The organism is Kingella negevensis (genome assembly GCF_030177895.1).
Classification (GTDB): Bacteria; Pseudomonadota; Gammaproteobacteria; order Burkholderiales; family Neisseriaceae; genus Kingella_C; species Kingella_C negevensis.
This window is the reverse complement of record NZ_CP123448.1, coordinates 731,418-752,837: the sequence shown is the minus strand read 5'-3', so window position 1 is coordinate 752,837 and position 21,420 is coordinate 731,418. Positions and strand designations below refer to the sequence as shown.

The following is a 21,420-nucleotide window of genomic DNA, read 5'->3' as shown; positions in this document are numbered from 1 at the left end:
ACTAAAAAAGCAGCCTGAAAATTTATTTCAATAATTCAACCATCATTTTTTCATACACAGCGGATAATTTTGGAATGTCTGCCAATTCAATATGCTCGTCAATTTGGTGGATGGTCGCATTCACAAAACCCAATTCAATCAATTCACGCGCAATCGCTTTGATGAAACGCCCGTCTGACGTGCCGCCTGTGGTGGACAATTCGGGCGTAACACCGCAAATTTCGGCGCACGCAGCTTGGGCGATTTCGGTTAATTTGCCAGCTTCGGTCAAAAACGGATTGCCCGACAAATTCCACACCAAATCGTAATCCAAGCCGTGTTTATCCAAAATTTCGTGAACGCGCGTTTTCAGGCTGCCTTCGGTTTGTTCGGTGGAAAAACGGAAGTTGAATTTCACGTTTACGGTGGCTGGGATTACATTTGTTGCGCCTGTGCCACCATTGATGTTGGAAATTTGGAAGCTGGTGGCTGGGAAATAGGCGTTGCCTTTGTCCCATTCAGTGGCAGCGAGTTCTGCGAGTGCTGGGGCGGCGGCGTGGATTGGGTTTTTCGCTAAATGGGGATAGGCGATGTGTCCTTGTTTGCCTTGCACAGTCAGGCTGCCTGAAAGTGAGCCGCGTCTGCCGTTTTTCAGCATATCGCCAACTTGGTTCACGGCGGTGGGTTCGCCGACAATGCAGTAATCTAAAGTTTCGCCGCGTTCTTTTAATTTTTCAACGACTTTGGTTGTGCCGTCGTAGCCGTCGCCTTCTTCGTCTGATGTGATTAATAGGGCTAGGCTGCCTGAAAAATCGGGGTTTGCGGCAACGAAGCGTTCGCAAGCGGTAACGAAGCAGGCAATGGCGGTTTTCATGTCTGCTACGCCGCGTGCGTAGAGTTTGCCGTTGTGTTCGGTGGGCGTGAATGGGTCGAATGTCCATTTGCTCAAATCGCCTGTTGGCACGACATCGGTGTGTCCTGCGAAACAGAGTACGGGCGCGGTGTCGCCGAGTTTGGCGTAGAAATTTTTGGTGTCGCCAAAGTGCATTTCTTTGATACTAAATCCGATGGCGCGTAGGCGGTCAATCAGGATTTTTTGGCAATTTTTGTCGTCTGGGGTAATGGATTGTTCGGCTAGGATTTGTTTGGCTAATTCGAGTGTTTTCATGTTTCAGGCTGCCTGAAAAGGGTTTAAAAGGGGAATTTTAACGTAATTTAGCATTTTCAGGCTGCCTGAAAATAAATTGCGCTAGTTGGATTTCCAATACCGTCTTCGTTCATCAATAATAAGCACGATACAAATCAGACAATATGTTAATGAACCGCCAGCGAGCGCATACCATATCCAAAAACTTCTTTTGGTAGAGGAGATGGAATTTTGCACAAAATCGGATTGCTTATTGATATTTAAAACAATGGTTTTCCCATTTGTATAAAATGTGCCTTTTAGAAAAATGCCGTCTTTTCTTGAGTGCATAAGGTCTAAAAATTCGATGTTTTTTGCTTGAATGGTTTGGCCAACCAAAGATTTATCACAGAGGATTTTATATTCTTGAGGAGCTAATTTATTCGTTCTTACATTACATTGCACTCTTGCTGTTCGGCCGCCTAATTGAAAAGAAAGAAAATCATAGTTTTTATATACATAATTTCAATAAATCAAAGTGTTAGCAACATAATGTTTCTGTGTTGCCATAAAAAACGATTTTTCTGATAGATGAAAATTCCAACCAGAGAAAGTGGTAAAAATTAGGCTACCCAGTAACATAAGTGCAAATAAGAAACTGTCTTTATTGAAAAACATGGTAATTTTCTTGTTTGAGTTATTTAGTGTGCCATGGGTTTTCAGACTGCCTGAAAACGCCATTTTATCGTCAATAAACTAAAAGCGACTACCGCGCAATCTACCGCGCGAATCACAGCAGTCGCCAAATTCCCCAACGCCACAGGCGCAAGCCATTGCCACAATCCCAAACCAATCAATGCCAACGCGCCACATTTCGCCCAAAAATGCCATTTCTGTTGTTTCGATACGCGCCCATTTTGCGCCACTCGAAATCGCCACATAAACCAGCCACACGCCGCCAAACCCAAAACGCCGCCACTATATTGCAGCCATTTAAACACAGGCAGCCCCAAAAAATATTCACGCAAAAACGGCAAATGGTTTACAAAATAACCTGTTTCATGCGTAAAAGCGTCTAAAAAATCATGCGTTGCGATTCCGAAAAACAGCGAACACAGCCAAATCCACCATTCAGGCAGCCTGAAAGTGGGCGTAAATGGATTGATGCAACAAGGCAAATAATCTCGCAATGCTTCACGCCAAAATTTCACATAAAAACCATACAAAATAGCGCATAACGGCACTAAATACACCGCGCCAAGCAACGAATGCCCCCAGCTAAACGCCGCACGTCCGCCCAAAAAATATGGCAAATCAGGCGCAATGCTGCCCAGCACCAATGCAGGCAAATATGCGTAACGACAACGCGCCAATGGTAAAACGGCGACAGGGTGGGCAAGGGTAAATGGCATTTATTTCTCCTGTAAATTTAAATTAACTATCGTTTTATTTTAATGTAAAAATTAGCTTTCAGGCAGCCTGAAAATGTGTTTTGCTACAATTCCATTTTTTCACACATCAAATCTATGAAAGCAAAATTCATTTACTGGACAAAACAAATCGCACAAACGCTGCTGATGCTGCTCATCATTAGCGTGGCGGTAGATTATTGGCGCAAACCGTCCGCACCTGTGAACGCAGCAACTGCGCCGTTTACCACGCTGCAAAACCGCCAAACCACGTTGGCAACGGCAAGCGAAAACCAAACTTTGGTGCTGTATTTTTGGGGTAGCTGGTGTGGGATTTGCAAACACACATCGCCTGTGATTCAAGATTTACACGCGGACGGTGTGCCTGTTTTGGGTGTGGCGTTGCGTTCAGGCAGCTTGAAAGAGGTGGGCGATTATTTGCAGCAAAATCAGCTTGCGTTTGACACGATTAACGATGAACGCGGCGAATTATCGCAAGCGTGGGGCGTGAAAGTTACGCCAACAATCGTGTTAATTAAAAATGGGAAAGTGGTTCACAGCACAACGGGATTGGCAAGCTATTGGGGCTTGAAAACGCGAATTGTGTTGGCGAATATTTTTCAGGCTGCCTGAAGTATGGCAAAATACGACTCTTTCCTATTTAGCTCAGCCTGAAAACCCAAACCCATGCAAAAATGGCAAACCACCCTATACGCCACCCCCGTTTGGCTCTTACAAACACTAGGTGGCATTCTTATTGTTGTCGCGATTATTCTCGCACTCGTTAGCCGCACCCAATTTGCGCGACAATTCCGCCACGTTATCACCCCCTGTCTCGACAAAAAAAGCAGCCTGAAAATCATCGCATTCATCATCGCCATGCTTATCCTGCTGCTCACTGAAGTCCGCCTAAACGTATTAAGCACCTTTATGTCCAGCGGTTTATACACGTCCATGCAAGATATGAACGTAACCGCCTTTTGGCAATTCGCCGCCATGAACACCGCCGTTGTGCTGCTGCGAACATTCAACGGCGCAGTAAACGATTTCTTCGACCAAGCTCTCGCCATCAAATGGTCAGAGCGGCTCAACCGCGTCCTTATCACCAAATGGCTCGCGCACAAAAACTATTACCACCTACAAATGCGCCGCTACACCCCCGATAACATCGACCAACGTATCCAGCAAGATGCACAAACCTTCATCGATAACACCATCGAATTTGTGCGCGGAATGCTCAATTCCGTGATTTCATCGCTCGAATTTGGCATCGTATTATGGGGACTGGCAGGTGTGTTAAACGTCTTCGGAATCAGCATTCCCCACGGCTTAGTTTTCGCTGTGTTTACTTTTGTTATCCTTGCCACATTTGCCGCCATGTGGATAGGTAACCCACTGATTCAATACAATTATGAAAATGAACGGCTCAACGGCGACTACCGCTATTCCCTCATCCGAGTGCGCGACCACGCCGAAAGCGTCGCTTTTTATCACGGCGAAACCGTCGAGCAACAACGCCTATCGCAATGCTTCGCCGACATCATTCGCAACCGTTGGCGAATCGCCCGACAAAGCATAGGACTCAGCGGCTTCAACGACATGTTTTCGCAAGGCATACAACTCTTGCCGATTATTTTGCAAGCCCCACGCCTGTTCGCAGGGCAAATCAAAATCGGCGACATTCAGCAAACCGTGCAAGCCTTTGCCCGACTGCAAAAAGCCCTATCGTTTTTCCGCCTATTTTACGAACAATTCACCGCCTATCGTGCCCGATTAGAGCGGCTCAGCGGTTTTCTCGCCAGCATGGAAACCGACCCACACCCCACGCAGCCTGAAAGACAAATCGTTTCAGGCAGCCTGAAACTTAGCCAAGTTGCCCTGTTGCGCCCTAATGGCGAAATCTTGATTGATAACATCAACTTAAACGTGAAAAACGGCGAAAGTTTGCTGATTAAAGGCGTTTCAGGCTGCGGTAAGACATCGCTGCTGCGCTTGCTTGCGAACTTGTGGACGCATGGCGGTTCAGGCTGCATTTGCGCCCCCGATTTGCGCGAAACCATGTTCGTGCCACAACGCGCGTATGTGCCACAAGGCAGCCTGAAAGAAGCGATTTGCTATCCCGATTTGTCGCCCGATGAAGACACGCTGCGCCGCGCGTTGAATGATTGCTCGCTCGCGCATTTGGTTGAACACCTGCACAAAGTGAAAGACTGGCAACACATTTTGTCGCCTGGTGAATTGCAGCGCATTGCGTTTGTGCGCGTGTTGCTCGCCCAGCCCAAACTGATTTTGTTGGACGAATCTACCGCCGCGCTGGACGAACCGACTGAAACCGCGCTGTATCAGCTTATCCGCAAAACGCTGCCCGAAAGTATGATTGTGAGCGTGGGGCATCGCAGCACGTTGGAAGCGTTGCATAGCAAAAGCGTGAATATTGTGGGCGGTTGTGATTGTTGATAAGTGTTTATTGGTGAGCAAAATCCGTAACAGAATAATGCTAATTCTTCAAATATCCTACGAGAGGGTAATCATATGAAAAATAAATTTGCACTTATTAATGATTTGTATGTGGAAAGAGATAATCAAGGGAATTTGGTGAGTTATATTAAGTGCGACCATAGTCCTAGAGTCCAACAGTGTGAATTAAGATTCGGTATGGAACCAGAGCTAAGGATTCTTTTAGTTGTTCTATTTCAAAAATTCCAACTTAAGAACAGGAAAGGGATTAAAGAAAGTACCAAAACCATTATGCGTGGTTTAATTAACAATCAAATTAAATAAGTGGTATGTCGGGTTCATAGCCGACATATTTTTCAGGCTGCAACAAGCCACATTTCACAAACCCAAAGCGTGGGTATGGCGGCGCAACGCCATGTTCAACCGCAAAAATTCACAAACCTATTTGCAGCCTGAAACAACGCCCCCATTTTTCAGGCTGCATTTTCAAACTTCAAAAAAAAAGAACCCAAACCATGAACGACCAACAACTTCTGCGATACAGTCGCCATATTTTGCTGAACGAAATCGGCATAGAAAACCAAGAAAAATTGCTGCAATCCACCGCGCTTGTGATTGGCTGCGGCGGACTCGGTTCTGCTGCGCTGCCGTATCTTGCCGCCGCAGGGCTAGGCAAAATCATCATCGCCGACCTCGACACGATTGACGACACGAACCTACAACGCCAAATTCCCTACGCGGAAACCGACATCGGCAGCCTGAAAGCCGAAAAAATGGCGCAATTTTTGCAGCAAAGAAACCCCAGTTGCCAAGTGGAAGTCCACACGCAATACCTTGGCAAAACTGAGTTGAACCAACTTGCCCAACGCGCTGATGTTGTCTTGGATTGCAGCGACAATTTCGCTACGCGCCAAGCGATTAACGCGGCTTGTGTCGCGCAGAAAAAGCCGCTGGTTTCAGGCGCGGCGGTGCGTTTTGATGGGCAGCTTGCTGTGTATCGCCCTGATTTGGGCTGTTATGCGTGCGTGTTTGATATGGCGCAGGCAGACGATGGTGCGTGTGCGTTGTTTGGCGTGTTTTCGCCGCTCGTGGGTGTGATTGGCAGCTTGCAAGCGGTGGACGCGCTGAAAATTTTAATGGGTCTGCCCGTGCCAAATAACGTGCTGCGCTGTTATTCCGCGCTGACGGGGGAGTGGCAGAATTTTAAATTTGCGAAAAATCCACGTTGTACAGTGTGCGGTACACATGAATAAAACAGTTTTCAGGCTGCGTTTTACAGAACAAAACGCAGCCTGAAAACATTTTCGCAGCCTGAAACATTTGCAAAACTTCAGATTTGAGCAGTTTTCAAAGCTATAGCAGCGCATAGCGAAGAAAAATGCCAAAGATGAAGATTTTGCAGAGGTTTCAACCTGAAAAAAGCGTATGATTACCCTTTTAAAACCACAAAACAAAGGACACAAATCATGTACGCATTCAGTTTCTGCAATCCCACACGTATCGAATTTGGCGAAGACAAAGAGCAACACATCGGTGAATATATGCAAGCGTTTGGCGTAAAAAAAGCCCTGCTGGTGTATGGCAGCAACCGCATCAAACAATCAGGTTTATTCGACACTGTTTCAGGCAGCCTGAAAGTGCAAGGCATTGATTTTGTGGAACTCGGCGGTATTAAAAGCAACCCAGTCTTCAGCAAAGTAGAAGAAGGGATTACGCTGGCAAAATCATCAGGCGCAGACTGCATTTTGAGCGTGGGCGGTGGCTCGTGCTTGGACAGCGCGAAAGCCATTGCCGCAGGCGCAAAATACACAGGCAATCTGTGGGACTGTTTCCTAAACAAAACGCCAATTACCGAAGCCTTGCCGATTTTTGACATCATGACCCTAGCCGCCACAGGCAGCGAAATGAACGGCGGCTGCGTGATTACCAACGAAGCCACGCTGCAAAAATATTCACTTTACGGCGCAGCGTTGTACCCAAAAGTTTCCGTGATTAACCCAAAATTGCAAGCCACCGTGAGCCGCGATTATTTGGTGTATTCCGCTTCAGACGTGATTGCGCATTCTATTGAAGGCTATTTCACGGCAAAAGTGCAGCCTGAAATCATTAATTTGCAAGTGGAAGCCAACATCAAAACCATCATCAAAACGACTGAGCTTTGTTGGTAAATCCTGACGATACCGAAGCGCGTGGCGATTTTGCATGGGCGGCAACAATGGCGTTGAATGGTTTAACGCACGTTGGCACGTTTGGCTTGTCGTTCCCTAATCACATGATTGAACACGCAATGGGCGCGGTGTGCGATGTGCCGCATGGGGCTGGGTTGTCTGTGGTAATGCCTGCTTGGATGACTTGGTTTAAAGAGCGCAATCGTCCGCAATTTGAGCGTTTTGCCAAAGAGATTTTTGGTTTGAACACGGCAGAAGAGGGGATTGCGGCATTGAAAGCGTGGTTTGACAAAATTGGTACGCCAACCAGCTTGGCACAACTGAATATTTCAGGCAGCGTGTTGGAGCAAGTGATTGATACGGCTGCAAAAGATGCGGTTTATAAGCAGTTGGATGATGTTTACACGCGTGAAGCGATTGCTGAGATTTTTGCGTTGGCGAAATAACGAAAAACCCTGTTTCTGAATGAAACAGGGTTTTTGAATATGGCACGCCACAGGGATTTTGTTATTCGCAATAAATCAATAAATTACATTTGTTCATTTTCAAAAAAATGCACGCAAATTTTATTTTTTTGAACAAATTAAGACAAATAAGCCACAAAAAAGCAGCCTGAAAAAACGTAAGTTATTGATTATTGCCATAAGCTGAAAATTCAGCCGATGGGAAATACAAAAAAATGTTGCAATTTTTAGAAAAGGAAAAATTAGTTAAGTTATTGATTATTGCCTATTCCTGAAAATTAAGGAGATGGAGAATGCAAAAAAATTTGCATTTTTGAAATAAGGCGATTATGATTCGGGCTTCCTATCCTTACGTTGCCAACCGTGCAACAGCACGGCTTTTTTGTATCTATACATCTTCTATTTCTCATTTTGTTGCCCTTTCGTGTGTTATTGCAACAGAATTTCAAGTTATGGGGGGTTGTGGGTATCGGTAACGACCCAACACATTCGTTTTGTGTAGGACAACCTCCACCCATTTTGGGTAATTCTTTTTTACAAATCCGCCATGTGCGGATTTTTTTGTTACCTATCTATTAGTCTAAATTATTGATTTTTATATGTTCCGCATATTTGCGGAACACTGAAATTAAAAAAATCTTGACAAGCAGCCAACAGCAAGGCAGAATTTACAACATCACTTACTAATAGCGGTTCACAATCGCACCCGTCAGATGCGGCTTTTTTGTGTCTATCTCAAAAATTAAGATTTAAGCCTTTGATTTTATTTCACTCCTCAAATATGCGGACTGAAAAATAACAGGTCAAAGGCGGGTCGAGAGAACGTAATACAATACCTGCAAGGGAAATAAGTTCCGCCGACTATTAGCGGTGATTGAAGCCCGCCACCTATTTTGTGGCAATCATCAATCAATTACTAATAGGAGTTCATCATGAACATTCAAATCTCTAATGTGGCAATTCGCCAAAATGACAATCAATTTTTCAATTTAAATGATTTGCACAAAGCAGCAGGCAGTAATGAAAATCACAAACCAGTCAAACTGGCTGCGTAACCAACAAACCCAAGAACTGATTGCCGAAATTGAAAGCGAAGGCAAAACTGCAGTCACCACTTCACAAGGTGGCAAAAATCGCGGCACATTCGTTTGCAAAGAGTTGGTTATTCATTATGCGATGTGGATTTCGCCTGAATTTTCTCACACAACAAAACGTAGCCTGAAAATGCCACAAAAACATTTTCAGGCTACGTTTAATCACCCATTTCTAAAAAATTCCTTCATTTCCATTGCGCGGCGATTAGCCAATCCTTGAATTACACGCCCACCAGCCTTGTTATACAACGCAAACGCCTTGCATGCTGCCTGATATTTTTGCTGATTGAGCAAGCGGCAAATGCTTGACTTCGCAAACGCGCCAACACCAATGTTGTAGCACAAACTCACACACGCGTTTAATTGCGATTGTGTTAGTACTACTTTCACGGCGTTTTTGACACCGTTTTCATACGTCAAAACTTGATTAGCAAATTCCGAACGGATTTCATCATCACTCAAAAAATCCCCCATTTTCACCGCTTGCCCAGCACGTTCACCCAAAGTATAGCGTGTGAAACCAATGCCGATTGTGGGAATTTTCACGCTATCCAAATAAGCGTGATTACGTTTACCTTCCAGCCGTGCAATCAAATCAAAGCCTACATCATCAACATGTAAATCAGCATTCACTGTTTCAGCAACCACTTCAGCCGCTGATTTTTTCAGCATTTCAGCCATTTCAATTCCTTTCAAAAAAATGCAGCCTGAAAAATCCCAAGCAGCTACTACTTCCCAAACATCACATACTTCAACCGCCCAATCCGCCAAGACCGCGCGACAAAATAAGCCGCCACGCCCACACGAAACGACAAACTTTCCAGCGTTGGCGGCGTTTCCGACATAGCAATACCTACGGAACAAGGCAACAAAAACACATACGACCAAAATTCAAGGCTCGCATGCTGCCACTCTTTACCGCCCAAACGGCACGCGCAAAACACAAAAATAATCACCCCACAAATCCCGTTCAAAATCATCATGATTTATCCCCTTTGCCAACATATTTCGCCCACAAAACATCCGCTTTCGCAATAATGCGCGGTAACGCCCATTGCCAGCCGCCGCCAATCGCAAACGGCACAAGCGCCTTGAAATACAGCACTTCTTCTTGCGGTGCACCCAAATCCACATGATTAATTAACCACGCCGCCACTGCTGGGCTTGCTGTGCCTGCAAACATCATGCTTGCAATAATCGTGCTGACCGCCTTACCACGCGTTACAATGCCACCACGCCCCAACGCGATTGCGCAACCTGCCGCGCCTAAAATCATCGCCTCAATCGGCATGCCTAAAAACGTTCCCGTAATCCCGACCAAACCAACATTCAGCGCATAAACACCGTGAGCCGTAGCCGCTCCAGTTTCAACTGACATATTTTTTCCTTTCTGTGAAAAAATGCAGCCTGAAAACTCATTTCAGGCTGCGTGAATAATCTGCACTGCAAAATAACCCATAATCGCCAACACCGCCGCCGCGCCCAATAAAACAAATCCCCTGAAAGTTCCAGTTTCAGGGATTTGTATTTACAAAAAAATGCAGCCTGAAAAAAACTTCAGGCTGTTAAGTTCGCGCTTTCAACTGCTGCTGCAATTTATTGATAACTTGCTGCGCGGCTTGATTAACTACATCTTTATCACGGCGATTAAGCTGACTAGTCAGCCCGCTCAAATCAAGCTTACCCAAATCCACAGACGGCGCTTCAGGCAACGAAATAGACACGGGCTGCTTAACCGTTTTCGCCTGCGCCTGTTCGCGCTGTTGGCGTTCTGCTTCTTCTTGCTGTGCTTGACGTTCTGCTTCAACACGCTCCGCCTCTTCCTTCGCTTTAGCTTCAGCTTTTTGCTGAGCTTTCAAACGGTAAGTCTGCTCGGTAACGTTAATCGTGGCTTGATAATCCTGCGCCGCTTTGGTGTTGCCTTTGCGCTCTGCGTCTTTTTGCTTTTTGCTCAATTCCGCAATTTTTTGTTTTCGTTCCATATCCTCCACTTGCTCGGTTTTGCCTTGCAGTTTCAGCAGTTCTTTTTCTGCGGTTTGAAGAGTGTTAGCTGCATCTTCTGCTAAGGCTTGCATTTCTTGACGAGCTTGAGCGATGGCGTTTTTCAAGTTATCCAGCGTGGTTTTATCCAGCTTGTCGGCATTGTTGGCAGCTAGAACTTCGGCTTTTGCCAACGCTTGTGCTGTGCCGATGCCGCTTTCCGTGGATTGATTGAGCTGAGAAATCGCGCGGTTTACTTCATCGTGCATGTTCCACATATAGTCCACGAATTGCGACCATGCGCCATTTGCCATTAGTGCAGCGCCCATCTGTGCATCAGCAAAGCTATAGCCCAGCGGGTGAATATTCCTGTATGTTTCAATAATTTTTTGACCAAATTCAGAAATTTGTTGTCCGCTACTTTGCGCAGCAGCACCAATGCTTTCAGTACTTTGCGCCGTTTCATCTGCCGCTTCGCTGGCTTTATTAAACGCTTGCGTCTGCGTTTGGGCTGCCTGTTTAACTTGTTGAGCAGATTCCAGCGCGGCTTTGCCTGTTTCGTCCACTTTAACCTTATAGTTATACGCAGAAGCCTGAGCTTTCACCCACGCTTGTTGTGCCGCATCGCCCGATCGCAACATCGCTTCAGCTGTTTTTTCAAACGCCTTTTTCACTTCGTCCGCCGTTGCCTGTCCGCTTTGCTTCACACGTTCAAAAGCCTGTTTGCTTTCCTCCGCCGACAACTTCATTGCTTCCTTAGTCTGCACGCCCAATTTCTTAAACGCTTGTGCCGTAGGATCGGTTTCTTCGCGCAATTCCTGCAAACGCATTTTTGCCGACAAAACACCGCTTTCCACGTCCTGCATCGACAACTTACCCGCCTGCCCCAATTCCTGATATTTCGCAACAATCGCCGCAATATCTTTTTCATTGATTGCGTTTTTCAGGCTGCCTGAAAGAGCTTCACGGATTAACCGCCCAGCGTCCACACTTTTTTGTTTCAGCACATCAAAGTTATCCGCCAGCTTTTGCACGTTCTCCAACGCTCCAGTGGTTGCCGCGCCTACTTCATTGGTTGCCGCTTTCATGTCCACGCCCAAATCTTGCGCGGCGGATTGCGCGTCCTTGAATGCCTTATCTAACTCTTTGGCTTTTTGCTGCTCTTGGGTTAAGGCTTGCGCGTATTCTTCCGTGGCAGCAGTTGCTTTTTGTGTTGCGGCGGCGGTTTGGTCGTATGCCACGCCTGCGCTGTTGCTCGTTTCTGCAATATTCACCAACACTTTTTTCAGGCTGCTATCAAACTGCATGGCTTGCTGTTGCGCTTTATCGTAGCTTTCCTGCGCCTTATTGTGCATACGGTCAGCGTAGTTTTCCAAATCACGCGATAGGTCGCCAAACGACAATTTGGATAAGTGCATTGCTACAGCACTCATCAAATCCTTAACCGCGCCTGCAAACATATTAAACGCAATTTGCACACCGCTCACGCCGTCCCCAATCGCCGCCATAGCCAGCGCAACGCCATTTAACGCGCCTTGCAGCAAAGTAACCTTTTGTTCCCCGTCCCCAAATGAACTAAACATATCGGTAGCTGTAGATTGCAGCGTATCAAACACACCAATCGCAGTTGTGCCAATCTGCTTAATCAACTCATAAGCTTGTTTCAACGCAGCCTGAAGTTGTTGCCCGTCCTGCGATTGCATAAACTCATTGAGTTTGGTTTGAACCGTGTCCATAGCAGACGAAATGTCTTTAAAAATCGCAATCGCCGCATCGCCCACACCGCCATTACCCAAGCTCGTTAAAAACTCGTTGTAACGGTTTTTCAGCAAATTGATTTGACCCGTCAAACTTTCCGCGTTTTTCGCCGCCGTATCACTAAACGCATCTTCCAAAGCCGCGCCGAATTTTGGCAAGAATTTTTCAGCAGAAATGCCGTTCTCAACCATTTTTTCTAATTCAGCCGTGGTTACGCCCATCGCCTTAGCCGCAATACTCATCGCAGGTGTTAAGCGTTCGCCCAACTGACCGCGCAGCTCTTCCATGCTGACTTTGCCTTTACCTGCGATTTGGCTCAACGCAAGGAAAACACCGTTCGCCTCATCTGCCGACAAACCCATGCCAGCCACAGCACTTGCCACACCCTTAAAAATGCCCTGCGTTTGCTCCTGACTGATGTTCAATTCTTTGGTTGCGGACGCTAATTGCGCGTAACCATTTGCCGCGCCTGTAAATTCCAAGCCTAAACGGTTCGCCTCTTCACGAACAAATTGAAGCTGTTTTGCGCCCTCTTCCGCACCGTTAAACGCATAAGTGAAGCGCGTTTGAATGGCTTGCAATTCCTGCGTTGCCGCCAATACATCGCTAACACCTTTGCCCAAAGCTGCCACAGAAGCCACCGCGCCCACAGCCGCCGCGCCAATACCGCCAATAGACATAGACAACGGCGAAAGATTGGTTTTTGGCGCGTCTTTCAATTCCGCGTTCAACTCTTTCACACGCGCTTTAGCGGCTGCGGCTGCGCGTTGCAATTCCGCGCCTGTTGCCGTGCCGCTCGCTTTCAAGGCTTGCAACGATAATTGAACCTTTTTGATTTCCGCTTCAATTTCGCCTTTTGAGCGGATACCAATATCTTGATACAAACCAGCCTGAAAATTCTTGCCAGCCACTCTTTCTTGCGCTGCCTGTTTTTCAGACAGCGCTTTTTCTTTTGCGGCTTCTTTTGCGGCGCGTTCCGATTTCACGCGTTCACGTTCCAACTCGCGCGCCAACATTCGCGCCGTACGATTGTGTTCACGCTCCGCCTGCGTGCGTTCTTTCGCTGCGCGTTTGGCTTCTGCGGTTTGCGTGTTGTTTGCTGTTGGTTTTGGCACAAGACTGGCGTTGCTGCGAACTTGTTTTAGCTCATCATTAACCTTTTTCAACGCCTTGCTGAAATCCGCTGTTTCCGCTTTCAAGCGCATTTTAAAATCTAAATTTGTGTTTGACATGATGTTTTATCCGTAATTTAGGCTGCTTTTTTTACTCAACCGCTTTGACCAACGCCCCATGCCGTGCCTTGCAATCGTGATACAAATGCACCGCCTGCACGCTCCACAGCCGTATTGCGCCTTGCCGTGCCGATAAACCAACACATTCAACGCAATCAAGCAGCCTGCACGCTCCACAGCCGTATTGCGCCTTGCCGTGCCGATAAACCAACACATTCAACGCAATCAAGCAGCCTGCACACGCCAACGCATACGCAATCATTTTCCAGTATTTTAATATCCATATAAGCATAACCCTATCTCCATGAAAAAAACGCCCGAAAGTGTTATATTTTCGGGCGTGTTGTTGTAAAAAATATTATATTTTTCTTGACTTTTATTATATCTGCGACTATAATATACACATTGAGATTAAGAGCTTCCAAAAGAAAAGCCCTGCACGGTGCAGGGCTTGTTGCAAGAGAAAGGAGGTTAATATGAAGAAAGTCTTAATCACTTTGATTTTGTTGCTTATCGCTTCCAACGTTTGGTAACAAAACCTAAATAAACAATTCGACTAACTCAACCCAGCGCGAAATTGGAGGCTTCGCGCTGTTTTCGCTTGTAGGTTTAACTATAACACGCGCCAATAATCTTGTGCAAGTGCAGGCTGCTTTTTATTATAAAAAAACTTGACACCAAGTGGCAGGCTGCCTTATGATTGCGGCACTACTAAACACATAGCGGTACAAATCGCCCCGTCAGCGCGGCTTTTTTGTATCTATACAATCTAACTTGTTGAATTTTTGCTGTTCTGCAAATTTGCAGAACACAAAATCCTAGCAATGGCGGGTTGATAGCCGTGAATAAAATACCTTTCGGGGAAATAGCGGCAGCCGTCTATGTGCGGTAGTTGAAACCTGCCCCCTTAATTAGGGCATTCTTTAAACTAAATCACATAGGAGTTCGTCATGAACATTCAAATTTCAAACGTAACCATTCGTCAAACTGATAATCAACTTTACAATCTGAACGATTTACACAAAGCCAGCGGCGGGGATGAAAAACAACAACCTGCTTTTTGGCTGCGTAATAAACAAACCCAAGAGCTGATCGCCGAAATCGAAGCGCAAGGCGGCGTGGCTGTTACCACATCGCAAGGCGGCAAAAATCGCGGCACTTTCGTCTGCAAAGAACTGGTTTACGCTTATGCTACTTGGATTAGCGCAAAATTCTTTTTGCTGGTTATCCGCACCTTTGATGCGGTGGTTTCAGGCAGCCTGAAAATCGCCCCTAAAACCACATCAGACGACAGAACACCGTTGCGCAATGCTGTGAATATGCTCATTGTTAAAAAAGGTCTCAACTATTCCGAAGCCTACAAGCTGATACATCAACGCTTTGCTGTTGGCGCGTTGGACGAATTAAGCCAAGCGCAGTTACCCGAAGCGGTGGAATATGTGCATCGCGTATTAATGGGCGAAGTGCTGGATAAGCCAGCCGAACCCATGGCGACAACGGTTGATGATGAGTTGGTTTTGGCTATGGGGCGTTTGCTGTTTCACGCTCAAGATATGCGTTTGTTTGTGAAACGTTATCTGTCTGCGTTTTGCGATTTGGGCTTGAGCCGATCGGGTGCGCTGTGGTCTTTTGTGCATGAGACTGAGCCGACTTTTAAAATGGTTCGTTCGTTTTTCTTGGAACACAATCCGCAAAATTTATCCGCTTTGACATGTGATGCGACTGAGTATGTGAAACGACAGGTTATTGCTACGGCTGCGGTTTGATTGGGCTAGTTGTATTAATGTGAAACGTGATTGAGCAGCTTGTATCCTTTTGGGGTGCAGGCTGCTTTTTTGCTACCGCCAAAACAGGCAAAATAAACGTAACTCATTGATTTTTTCGGAAAGCTGAATTTTCAGCTGTCCGAGAAATCAAAAAAAATAAATACGCAGCCTGAAACCCTCACAAAACCCGTAGTTCCACCAACGGCAAATCAGGCGCGGTTTCCAAAATCGCGCCTGTGCTGCGTTCATAAAACACATTATCGCCCACGTTGTAGCTGCTGCCACGTAAGCGAACTTCATTCCCCGATTGCGTTTGCGCGATGTAACCCGTCTCCGTTTTCACCGTGATTTTGGCGACAGACCGCGTTTCATTTTTAAAAATCGCATTGAATTGTTGTAATAAATTCATGTTATTCCTTTCAGGCTGCCTACTCACCCAAATACCGAAACACGCCCACGCTTTGCATGATTTTGGGCGCATCGTTTTCCATTTCAACCGAAATACTCACACTCTTCACCACGCTCACCCACGAACCATTAGTTTCCGCCACTTGCCAAATATCGCCCAACTTTGCGCGTCCCAGCCCATACTTCGGCATAATCGGCAAATCGATTTGTTCCGTTTTGCTTGCCCCTGTATCACTCAAAGCGGCAATCCCTGCCGACTGACACACACTGTTTTCCGTATAAAGCGCATGACTTAATGTGCTAGCTTCAGGGCTACCTGCGCTTTCTTGGCGAACCACTTTCCGAAACACTCCTTGATTATGCGTCGCAACCACAAACACGCCGTAACATTGCGTTGAAATCTGCTTTTGACCGCTAATCTGCACAATCACATTCGTTGGCACAGAAACATCAAATTGTGCCTGCTGAAGTAACCACGCCGCCGTTTTGTAACGCGGTTTCACATGAATAATCCGCTCGCTCGTATCGCTTTCCACAAAACCGCCTGCCGCTTCCGCAATATCTGCAATCACAGCAATCGGCGTTTTATCCGCCAAGCTATACACATTTGCTGGCACAAGCCAATCGGGAATGGACCAATCGCCAATACGATAGCCCGTGTCCGCCAACACATTGTCTGCAATTTGTCGGGCGTACAGGGCTTGTTTGATTGTGCCTTGCTTGATTTGGGCGTAATCCGCGCCCAGTCTTGCCGTTTGGCTGCGTCCACTGACGGTGTAGCTGTTTTGCCCAAACTGGCGATTATCACGGTAACTTTCAGCGATAAAAGTAAACGTGTCTTCATTGATTTGCAGCGTAATCAGCGGCTCTTTGCCTTGGTCGTATTGCGCCAAATTCAGCGCGGCGAAATCATCGGGCGGTAAAGTGGTTTCGCACGTCCAATAATAACCCGATGTGTCGCATGACGCGCTGGCAGATAGGGGATTGAGTTTCAGGCTGCCTGAAGTCGCAGAAATAATGTTGAGCATAATGTAGCTTTCCAATCGTGGGATAACGGTTTTCATGCCACCGCAACTAAACGGCAACGGCAATTCACGCGAATTGACTTGTCCGCGCCTGCGTGTGAAGTGAAGCGGTACGGCGTTGCTTTTGGGTTTTGCGCCGCAAGGGCGTTTTTTGGGCACAGGCGCGGGCAACTCAATCACGGGATACCATTCACACGGCACGGCTGCTGCGCGTTGCCAATCGCCGTGCTGGCAGTTGTGAACGCTTGCGCTGCGGCTGTATGAAATCTCCCAATCGCTTTGATAACCGATTTGCGCGCTGTAGTCGCTGTTTGCGCTGCGGTTGAGCCGTTGCTTTGCGCTTTGAGTGGTTTTGGCGCAACTGTGTAACGCTTCGCTGGCAGTGTTTGGGTTATTCAGGCAGCCTGAAAGTGTGTTCAGGGCAACTTGAGCGGTTTTAACGCAGCCTGAAAGAAACGGCGCAATGGTTTGGCGGATTGGCTCGTGGCGTTTCAGGCTGCGTAAACCTTGGTTGCGTATCTTCAGGCAGCCTGAAACATCAATCACGTCCACGCTGTTAGCAGTATATGACAGTGATAAGCTGGCAACTTGACTGCGGTGCTGCACACAATGCGCCAATGCGCTGTGTTGAGACACGCCCACGCTGAAATCAGTCGCCACAATGGGTTTGGTTTCAGGCTTTTCAGGCTGCGGTGTGGGATTGATTGGGGTTTCAGGCTGCGTTTTGCCCAATGCAAGCGGCAAGGTGTTGGACGCTGGCGGTGTGCGGCGCAACTGTGTGAAAGTGAGTGAAATGGCGTTGCTTTGCATGTTTCAGGCTGCCTTTTATGCGGACTGCGCAACAAATGGCTTAATGCAGTCCCATGTTGGGGGTTCGTATTCCTTTTTGGGGTCAATCGCCATTACAATGTATTCCTTGTCGGGATTGAGGTTGTACAGCACGTAATTGCCGTCGGTGTCGCTCCACACTTTGCGCGCGGTTTCTAAGGTTTCGCGGTCTAGTGCGATGACGAGGCAGGCGTAGGGTTTGCCGTTCACGGTAACAATGCCTGTTCCTTCGCCTGAAATGTAGGCGTTGCCTTTGTAACGTGCACCGTGGTTGAGTAGTCTTTGGTGGTTGAGCAACATGGTTACAGTTCCCATTCGGTTACATTGAGGACGAAACAGTGGGTTCTTTCGCCACTATCGTGCAAGTTGAGCTTGATGTAGTCTTGCCCGTCTTGCATTTCCACTTTGCTCAATTCGCTCACGTCTTGCAAATCGTGCGCCGACCAAAATAGCGCAGGTAGGATGCTGCGCGGTGAGCCGTCTTGTTCCACTAATGTTATCGCGCTGGCTAAGCAGTTTTGGTACAAGGTGTCTGGAAAGGTTAAGGCGGTGGTGCTGAATGGGGATAAGGGATTAACCACCACCGTTGTAGGTGGGCTAAATGCGCCTGTTGGGTCTTTGAAGGCAGAGCTGGGCATTAAGATTGGACAATGGGAGCTATCGTTTAATGAACCGTTATCCCAAGTATTAGAATAACCATACGACGTATTAACATAAGCCACATTGCGCTCGTTTTTAAAAAAGCCTACCGTTTCGCCAAAGAACAAGATTTGCGAGGTTCTGGTGCTTTCAGGCAGCACAAGCATAAAGCCTTTGCTGTGTCCAACCAACAGCCAGTTTTGCATAGCGTAATTGTTGATATGCGCGAAATGATTGAGACTTTGGTTGCTGTTGCCCAAATACGTTTCAAACTTGTCCCCGTGAACCATATGCGTGTTGATGTAACCGTTGTTGGCATTGTCCACTTTCAGCCCAAACCCTGTGCCATAGTGAAACGTTACTTCGGTGCTGGTTTCTTCATACATCTGCCAGCGCAGAGATTTTTTATTGCCGTAGCCATCGCCTGCTAATACGGTTTTGAGTAGGGTTTTCAGGCTGCCTTTTTCGTTTTTTAAAACAGGTGCGCCCTCATCTGTGGCGCGGTAAACAGTTACAGGAACGCGTGTGGGGGTGTGAGGGATTACGGTTGGCATGAGAGGTTTCCTTGTTAATTAAGATTTGAATAATGAAAGAATGTTTTTTTCAGGCAGCCTGAAATAACTGTTTACAGATGTAAACAGTCAAATTAAAATACAACGCATGAATAAACACCCAAATAAACACATTCGCGCTGCCATAGAGTTCGCCTTGCAACACGGCTGGGAAGTGGTAGATTCAGGCAAATCCGCCCATGCGTTTTGTCGTTTACGCTGCCTGAAAGGACATCGTGAACACCAAATGAGCATTTGGAGTACGCCTAAATCGCCAGAGAACCACGCGAAACAAATTATCCGCAAAGTAAAGGAATGCGCATGAACACTTATCACTTCACAATTCTCATTCGCCACGCCACGCACAACAGCGAACTGGAAGACGCGCTGTTTGAAGCAGGCTGTGATGATGCTTTGCTCTTTAGCACCAATGGCGCGGTGTGCTTGGAATTTGACCGTGAAGCGCCCGACGCACAAACGGCGGTACAAAGCGCGTTCACGCAAATCCAGCAAGCGGGATTTCACGATTTGGTGCTGCAAGAAACGGGCTATGCCACTTTGGGCGAAATCGCGCAGCGTTCAGGCTTAAGTCGTGCAGCGTTGTCGCAATACGCTTTGGGTAAGCGCGGCGAGCATTTTCCTGCGCCGATGTATATCACGGGCAAATCGGCGTTGTATTCATGGAAAGAAGCGGCGCAATGGTTGTATCAAAACGGTAAATTGTCACAAACCAGCGCGGAAATTGCGGCGTTGAATATTCAGGCTGCCTGAAAGATTGAAATAGTCGGTTTTTTTAAGCCGACTTTTTTTGTTTTTTCAGGCTGCTTTTTTAAGCGGTCGCAACAGTATTCCCTCGTAAACACAGCATAAACCCGTCCTTCTGACTCTGCCGCTTCGCCGACGGCTGCACGCTGCGAATCACCCACACGCCACGCGGTGTGCCGTAGGTGTTGAAACGCACGCAGTTTTGAGCGGCAAATCCGCCCGTCATCGCCGCTCTCGGTAAGGTGAAATACGGTTTCTTGGTGACAGGGTTCACAGGCGCGAAATCGTTGTAAATATCGCCCTCGGCAATCAAGCCCAAACGCTCACCATACAGTTCAAACTGTGTGGTGTTGTTAAATTTCAGCAGCCACCGCTCCGACACTGCGCCATCTGATGTGAGCGTCATCGGGTAATCCGCCACATTCAGCCGCGCTAAAATCGGGGCGCCAATGCGCGTGTCTTGCCACACTTGCGTCCATGCGGCTTGGCTAAACGGTTCGCTGGCGCGTACATTCATGTCGCCCAATAAAATGGCAGATGAAATGTGGGTGTTGTCCACTGGGTAATCACGCGAAATGGGAAATTGCAGTTTCAGGCTGCCATTGATGTCTACGCCCATCAGGCGGTTTTCTTCTTCCCAAATGCACACGGCAGCAAGCGGCAGTTGATACGCGCTTAAATCCAGTGAGGTTTGCCACGTCACCGTGCCTTTGACTAGGTCGTAATCGTACAGTTCAGCGTTGAGGTGTGTGCCTTGGTTGTCTGTGATACACAAGCGGTCTAGGTTTTGTCTTGGCAGCGACACGGTTTGTCCTGCTTGGTGTGCGCTGCCTAAATCGTGCTTCAGATGATTGCTAATCACCACCATATCGCCAACGTGCAGCACAGGCACTTTGCCGTCGGCGGGTAAACGGGTCGCATCAATGCCAATCACGCTGCTATCCAGCGGTAGATACACTTGTGCGACGGCGTTGTAACGCACGGTATCTTGTGCCACGCCTTTGCCACTATCCAGTTCGTACGAGCCTGTGGCTAAATCCACTTTGCCTGTTAAATCGCCCGTGATATTGCCTTCTGCATCGCTGCGACCAATCAGGGTTTTGCCATTCACTTCGGCATAGGCGATAAAAGACTGCGGTTTGAGTGGCGCGATTTTGGTGTGTCCGTAGAATTTTTGCGCCAGCGAACCATCTACGCCTGTATACACGCCTTGCAGCACTTTGATATTGGGCGCGACGTTCGGCGCAATGCCCAACACGGTAACTGTTCCGCCTGTCGTCATATTGCCCACCACTTTGCCCGTGCCTTTGAATGCGTCCCAGTTTTGATAGAGTGTGCCGCCGCGTTCTACGGTATGCACACCTGAAATCTCAAACGCCCATGAATTGAACAATGCCATGCACGGTTTAGGAATGCCGTCCAACACGTTAAACACGTGCTGTCCTTTGCCGATGGTGAGGTCAATCGTTCGCGTATCGGCGGCGGAAATGTAGCCCACTGTGGCGGTTGATGCAGCCTGAATGCGCACGTTCACTTTTTCTACCATCGTGCCGCCCGAAATGGCGGTGTATTTGGGACTGCGGTCGGTGATGTTAAATTCATCGTAGTTGGGCGAATAAATATTGTCGCGTAACGGCTCTTTGGGCAGATAGACAACGCCTGCGTCGTAATCCACGCGGCTGCCTGCAATCACGCGCCCATTCACGCACAACATGCCGTTTCCGTTGTCGGTGAACACGGTTTCGCTGCGGCTTAAAATCGTATTGCTCAT

Annotated in this window: 23 protein-coding genes; 11 read left to right on the top strand and 12 right to left on the bottom strand. The window is 47.4% G+C overall.

Annotation, left to right across the window (positions count from 1 at the left end; genetic code table 11):
• Window positions 1-22: 22 nt before the first annotated feature.
• Together dapE and QEO93_RS04180 are read right to left on the bottom strand one after the other, a co-directional pair.
• The gene (gene dapE / locus QEO93_RS04185; RefSeq protein ID WP_032137521.1) at window positions 23-1,147 is read right to left on the bottom strand and encodes a succinyl-diaminopimelate desuccinylase; all 1,125 of its coding nucleotides are present in this window, start codon (window positions 1,145-1,147) and stop codon (window positions 23-25) included.
• Window positions 1,148-1,824: 677 nt separating this feature from the next.
• Complete coding sequence (locus tag QEO93_RS04180) at window positions 1,825-2,517, bottom strand: DUF4184 family protein (protein WP_032137519.1); 693 nt, start codon at window positions 2,515-2,517, stop codon at window positions 1,825-1,827.
• 114 nt (window positions 2,518-2,631) lie between these two features.
• Here QEO93_RS04180 and QEO93_RS04175 point away from each other — a divergent pair, with 114 nt between their 5' ends.
• From QEO93_RS04175 to QEO93_RS04140, 8 genes are all read left to right on the top strand, one after another.
• On the top strand, window positions 2,632-3,147 hold the full coding sequence (locus tag QEO93_RS04175; RefSeq protein WP_032137530.1) for a protein disulfide oxidoreductase: 516 nt from the start codon (window positions 2,632-2,634) through the stop codon (window positions 3,145-3,147).
• Window positions 3,148-3,201: 54 nt separating this feature from the next.
• Window positions 3,202-4,971, top strand: a complete 1,770-nt coding sequence (locus tag QEO93_RS04170) for an ABC transporter ATP-binding protein/permease (protein ID WP_085815592.1) — start codon at window positions 3,202-3,204, stop codon at window positions 4,969-4,971.
• Window positions 4,972-5,295: 324 nt separating this feature from the next.
• The gene (locus QEO93_RS04165) at window positions 5,296-5,427 is read left to right on the top strand and encodes a hypothetical protein (protein WP_280642253.1); all 132 of its coding nucleotides are present in this window, start codon (window positions 5,296-5,298) and stop codon (window positions 5,425-5,427) included.
• A gap of 59 nt (window positions 5,428-5,486) precedes the next feature.
• Window positions 5,487-6,224: a HesA/MoeB/ThiF family protein gene (locus QEO93_RS04160; protein ID WP_032137516.1), complete on the top strand. Its 738-nt coding sequence runs from the start codon at window positions 5,487-5,489 to the stop codon at window positions 6,222-6,224.
• 213 nt (window positions 6,225-6,437) lie between these two features.
• A complete protein-coding gene (locus QEO93_RS04155) occupies window positions 6,438-7,139 on the top strand; it encodes an iron-containing alcohol dehydrogenase (RefSeq protein ID WP_209434858.1) in 702 nt (233 codons plus the stop codon).
• Window positions 7,130-7,585, top strand: coding sequence for a dehydroquinate synthase/iron-containing alcohol dehydrogenase family protein (locus QEO93_RS04150; RefSeq protein ID WP_209434857.1), 456 nt, complete (start codon window positions 7,130-7,132; stop codon window positions 7,583-7,585). The genes QEO93_RS04155 and QEO93_RS04150 overlap by 10 nt, the downstream gene beginning before the upstream one ends.
• A 950-nt stretch (window positions 7,586-8,535) precedes the next feature.
• Window positions 8,536-8,658 (top strand): hypothetical protein, encoded by a 123-nt coding sequence (locus QEO93_RS04145; RefSeq protein ID WP_280642252.1) that lies wholly within the window; start codon window positions 8,536-8,538, stop codon window positions 8,656-8,658.
• Complete coding sequence (locus QEO93_RS04140) at window positions 8,624-8,917, top strand: KilA-N domain-containing protein (RefSeq protein WP_052368768.1); 294 nt, start codon at window positions 8,624-8,626, stop codon at window positions 8,915-8,917. Before QEO93_RS04145 ends, QEO93_RS04140 begins: the two co-directional genes overlap by 35 nt.
• On the opposite strand, the gene QEO93_RS04135 is transcribed toward QEO93_RS04140, so the two are convergent.
• From QEO93_RS04135 to QEO93_RS04115, 5 genes are all read right to left on the bottom strand, one after another.
• Window positions 8,860-9,369, bottom strand: coding sequence for a lysozyme (locus QEO93_RS04135; RefSeq protein WP_245832175.1), 510 nt, complete (start codon window positions 9,367-9,369; stop codon window positions 8,860-8,862). The genes QEO93_RS04140 and QEO93_RS04135 overlap by 58 nt on opposite strands.
• Window positions 9,370-9,425: 56 nt before the next feature.
• Complete coding sequence (locus tag QEO93_RS04130) at window positions 9,426-9,680, bottom strand: hypothetical protein (RefSeq protein ID WP_032137060.1); 255 nt, start codon at window positions 9,678-9,680, stop codon at window positions 9,426-9,428.
• On the bottom strand, window positions 9,677-10,075 hold the full coding sequence (locus QEO93_RS04125; protein ID WP_032137061.1) for a hypothetical protein: 399 nt from the start codon (window positions 10,073-10,075) through the stop codon (window positions 9,677-9,679). The genes QEO93_RS04130 and QEO93_RS04125 overlap by 4 nt, the downstream gene beginning before the upstream one ends.
• Before the next feature lie 187 nt (window positions 10,076-10,262).
• On the bottom strand, window positions 10,263-13,667 hold the full coding sequence (locus tag QEO93_RS04120) for a tape measure protein (protein ID WP_085815591.1): 3,405 nt from the start codon (window positions 13,665-13,667) through the stop codon (window positions 10,263-10,265).
• Window positions 13,668-13,698: 31 nt separating this feature from the next.
• Window positions 13,699-13,959, bottom strand: coding sequence for a hypothetical protein (locus QEO93_RS04115; RefSeq protein ID WP_143445750.1), 261 nt, complete (start codon window positions 13,957-13,959; stop codon window positions 13,699-13,701).
• A 658-nt stretch (window positions 13,960-14,617) separates the two neighbouring features.
• Here QEO93_RS04115 and QEO93_RS04110 point away from each other — a divergent pair.
• The gene (locus QEO93_RS04110) at window positions 14,618-15,433 is read left to right on the top strand and encodes a KilA-N domain-containing protein (RefSeq protein WP_085815590.1); all 816 of its coding nucleotides are present in this window, start codon (window positions 14,618-14,620) and stop codon (window positions 15,431-15,433) included.
• A 178-nt stretch (window positions 15,434-15,611) separates the two neighbouring features.
• On the opposite strand, the gene QEO93_RS04105 is transcribed toward QEO93_RS04110, so the two are convergent.
• The 4 genes from QEO93_RS04105 to QEO93_RS04090 are packed head-to-tail and all read right to left on the bottom strand — an operon-like array spanning window position 15,612 to window position 18,887.
• The gene (locus QEO93_RS04105) at window positions 15,612-15,842 is read right to left on the bottom strand and encodes a hypothetical protein (protein WP_085815589.1); all 231 of its coding nucleotides are present in this window, start codon (window positions 15,840-15,842) and stop codon (window positions 15,612-15,614) included.
• Window positions 15,843-15,861: 19 nt separating this feature from the next.
• Complete coding sequence (locus tag QEO93_RS04100; protein ID WP_052368711.1) at window positions 15,862-17,676, bottom strand: hypothetical protein; 1,815 nt, start codon at window positions 17,674-17,676, stop codon at window positions 15,862-15,864.
• A 15-nt stretch (window positions 17,677-17,691) separates the two neighbouring features.
• Complete coding sequence (locus QEO93_RS04095) at window positions 17,692-18,009, bottom strand: hypothetical protein (RefSeq protein ID WP_032137064.1); 318 nt, start codon at window positions 18,007-18,009, stop codon at window positions 17,692-17,694.
• A complete protein-coding gene (locus tag QEO93_RS04090) occupies window positions 17,997-18,887 on the bottom strand; it encodes a hypothetical protein (protein WP_032137065.1) in 891 nt (296 codons plus the stop codon). The genes QEO93_RS04095 and QEO93_RS04090 overlap by 13 nt, the downstream gene beginning before the upstream one ends.
• A 106-nt stretch (window positions 18,888-18,993) precedes the next feature.
• On the opposite strand from QEO93_RS04090, the gene QEO93_RS04085 reads away from it, so the two are divergent.
• Together QEO93_RS04085 and QEO93_RS04080 are read left to right on the top strand one after the other, a co-directional pair.
• A complete protein-coding gene (locus tag QEO93_RS04085) occupies window positions 18,994-19,209 on the top strand; it encodes a hypothetical protein (protein WP_032137066.1) in 216 nt (71 codons plus the stop codon).
• Window positions 19,206-19,655 carry a helix-turn-helix transcriptional regulator gene (locus QEO93_RS04080; RefSeq protein ID WP_032137067.1) on the top strand — a complete coding sequence of 150 codons (450 nt, stop codon included), beginning with the start codon at window positions 19,206-19,208 and terminating at the stop codon, window positions 19,653-19,655. The genes QEO93_RS04085 and QEO93_RS04080 overlap by 4 nt, the downstream gene beginning before the upstream one ends.
• A gap of 58 nt (window positions 19,656-19,713) precedes the next feature.
• Here the strand turns inward: QEO93_RS04080 and QEO93_RS04075 are convergent, their stop codons facing one another.
• The gene (locus QEO93_RS04075; protein ID WP_052368714.1) at window positions 19,714-21,420 is read right to left on the bottom strand and encodes a hypothetical protein; all 1,707 of its coding nucleotides are present in this window, start codon (window positions 21,418-21,420) and stop codon (window positions 19,714-19,716) included.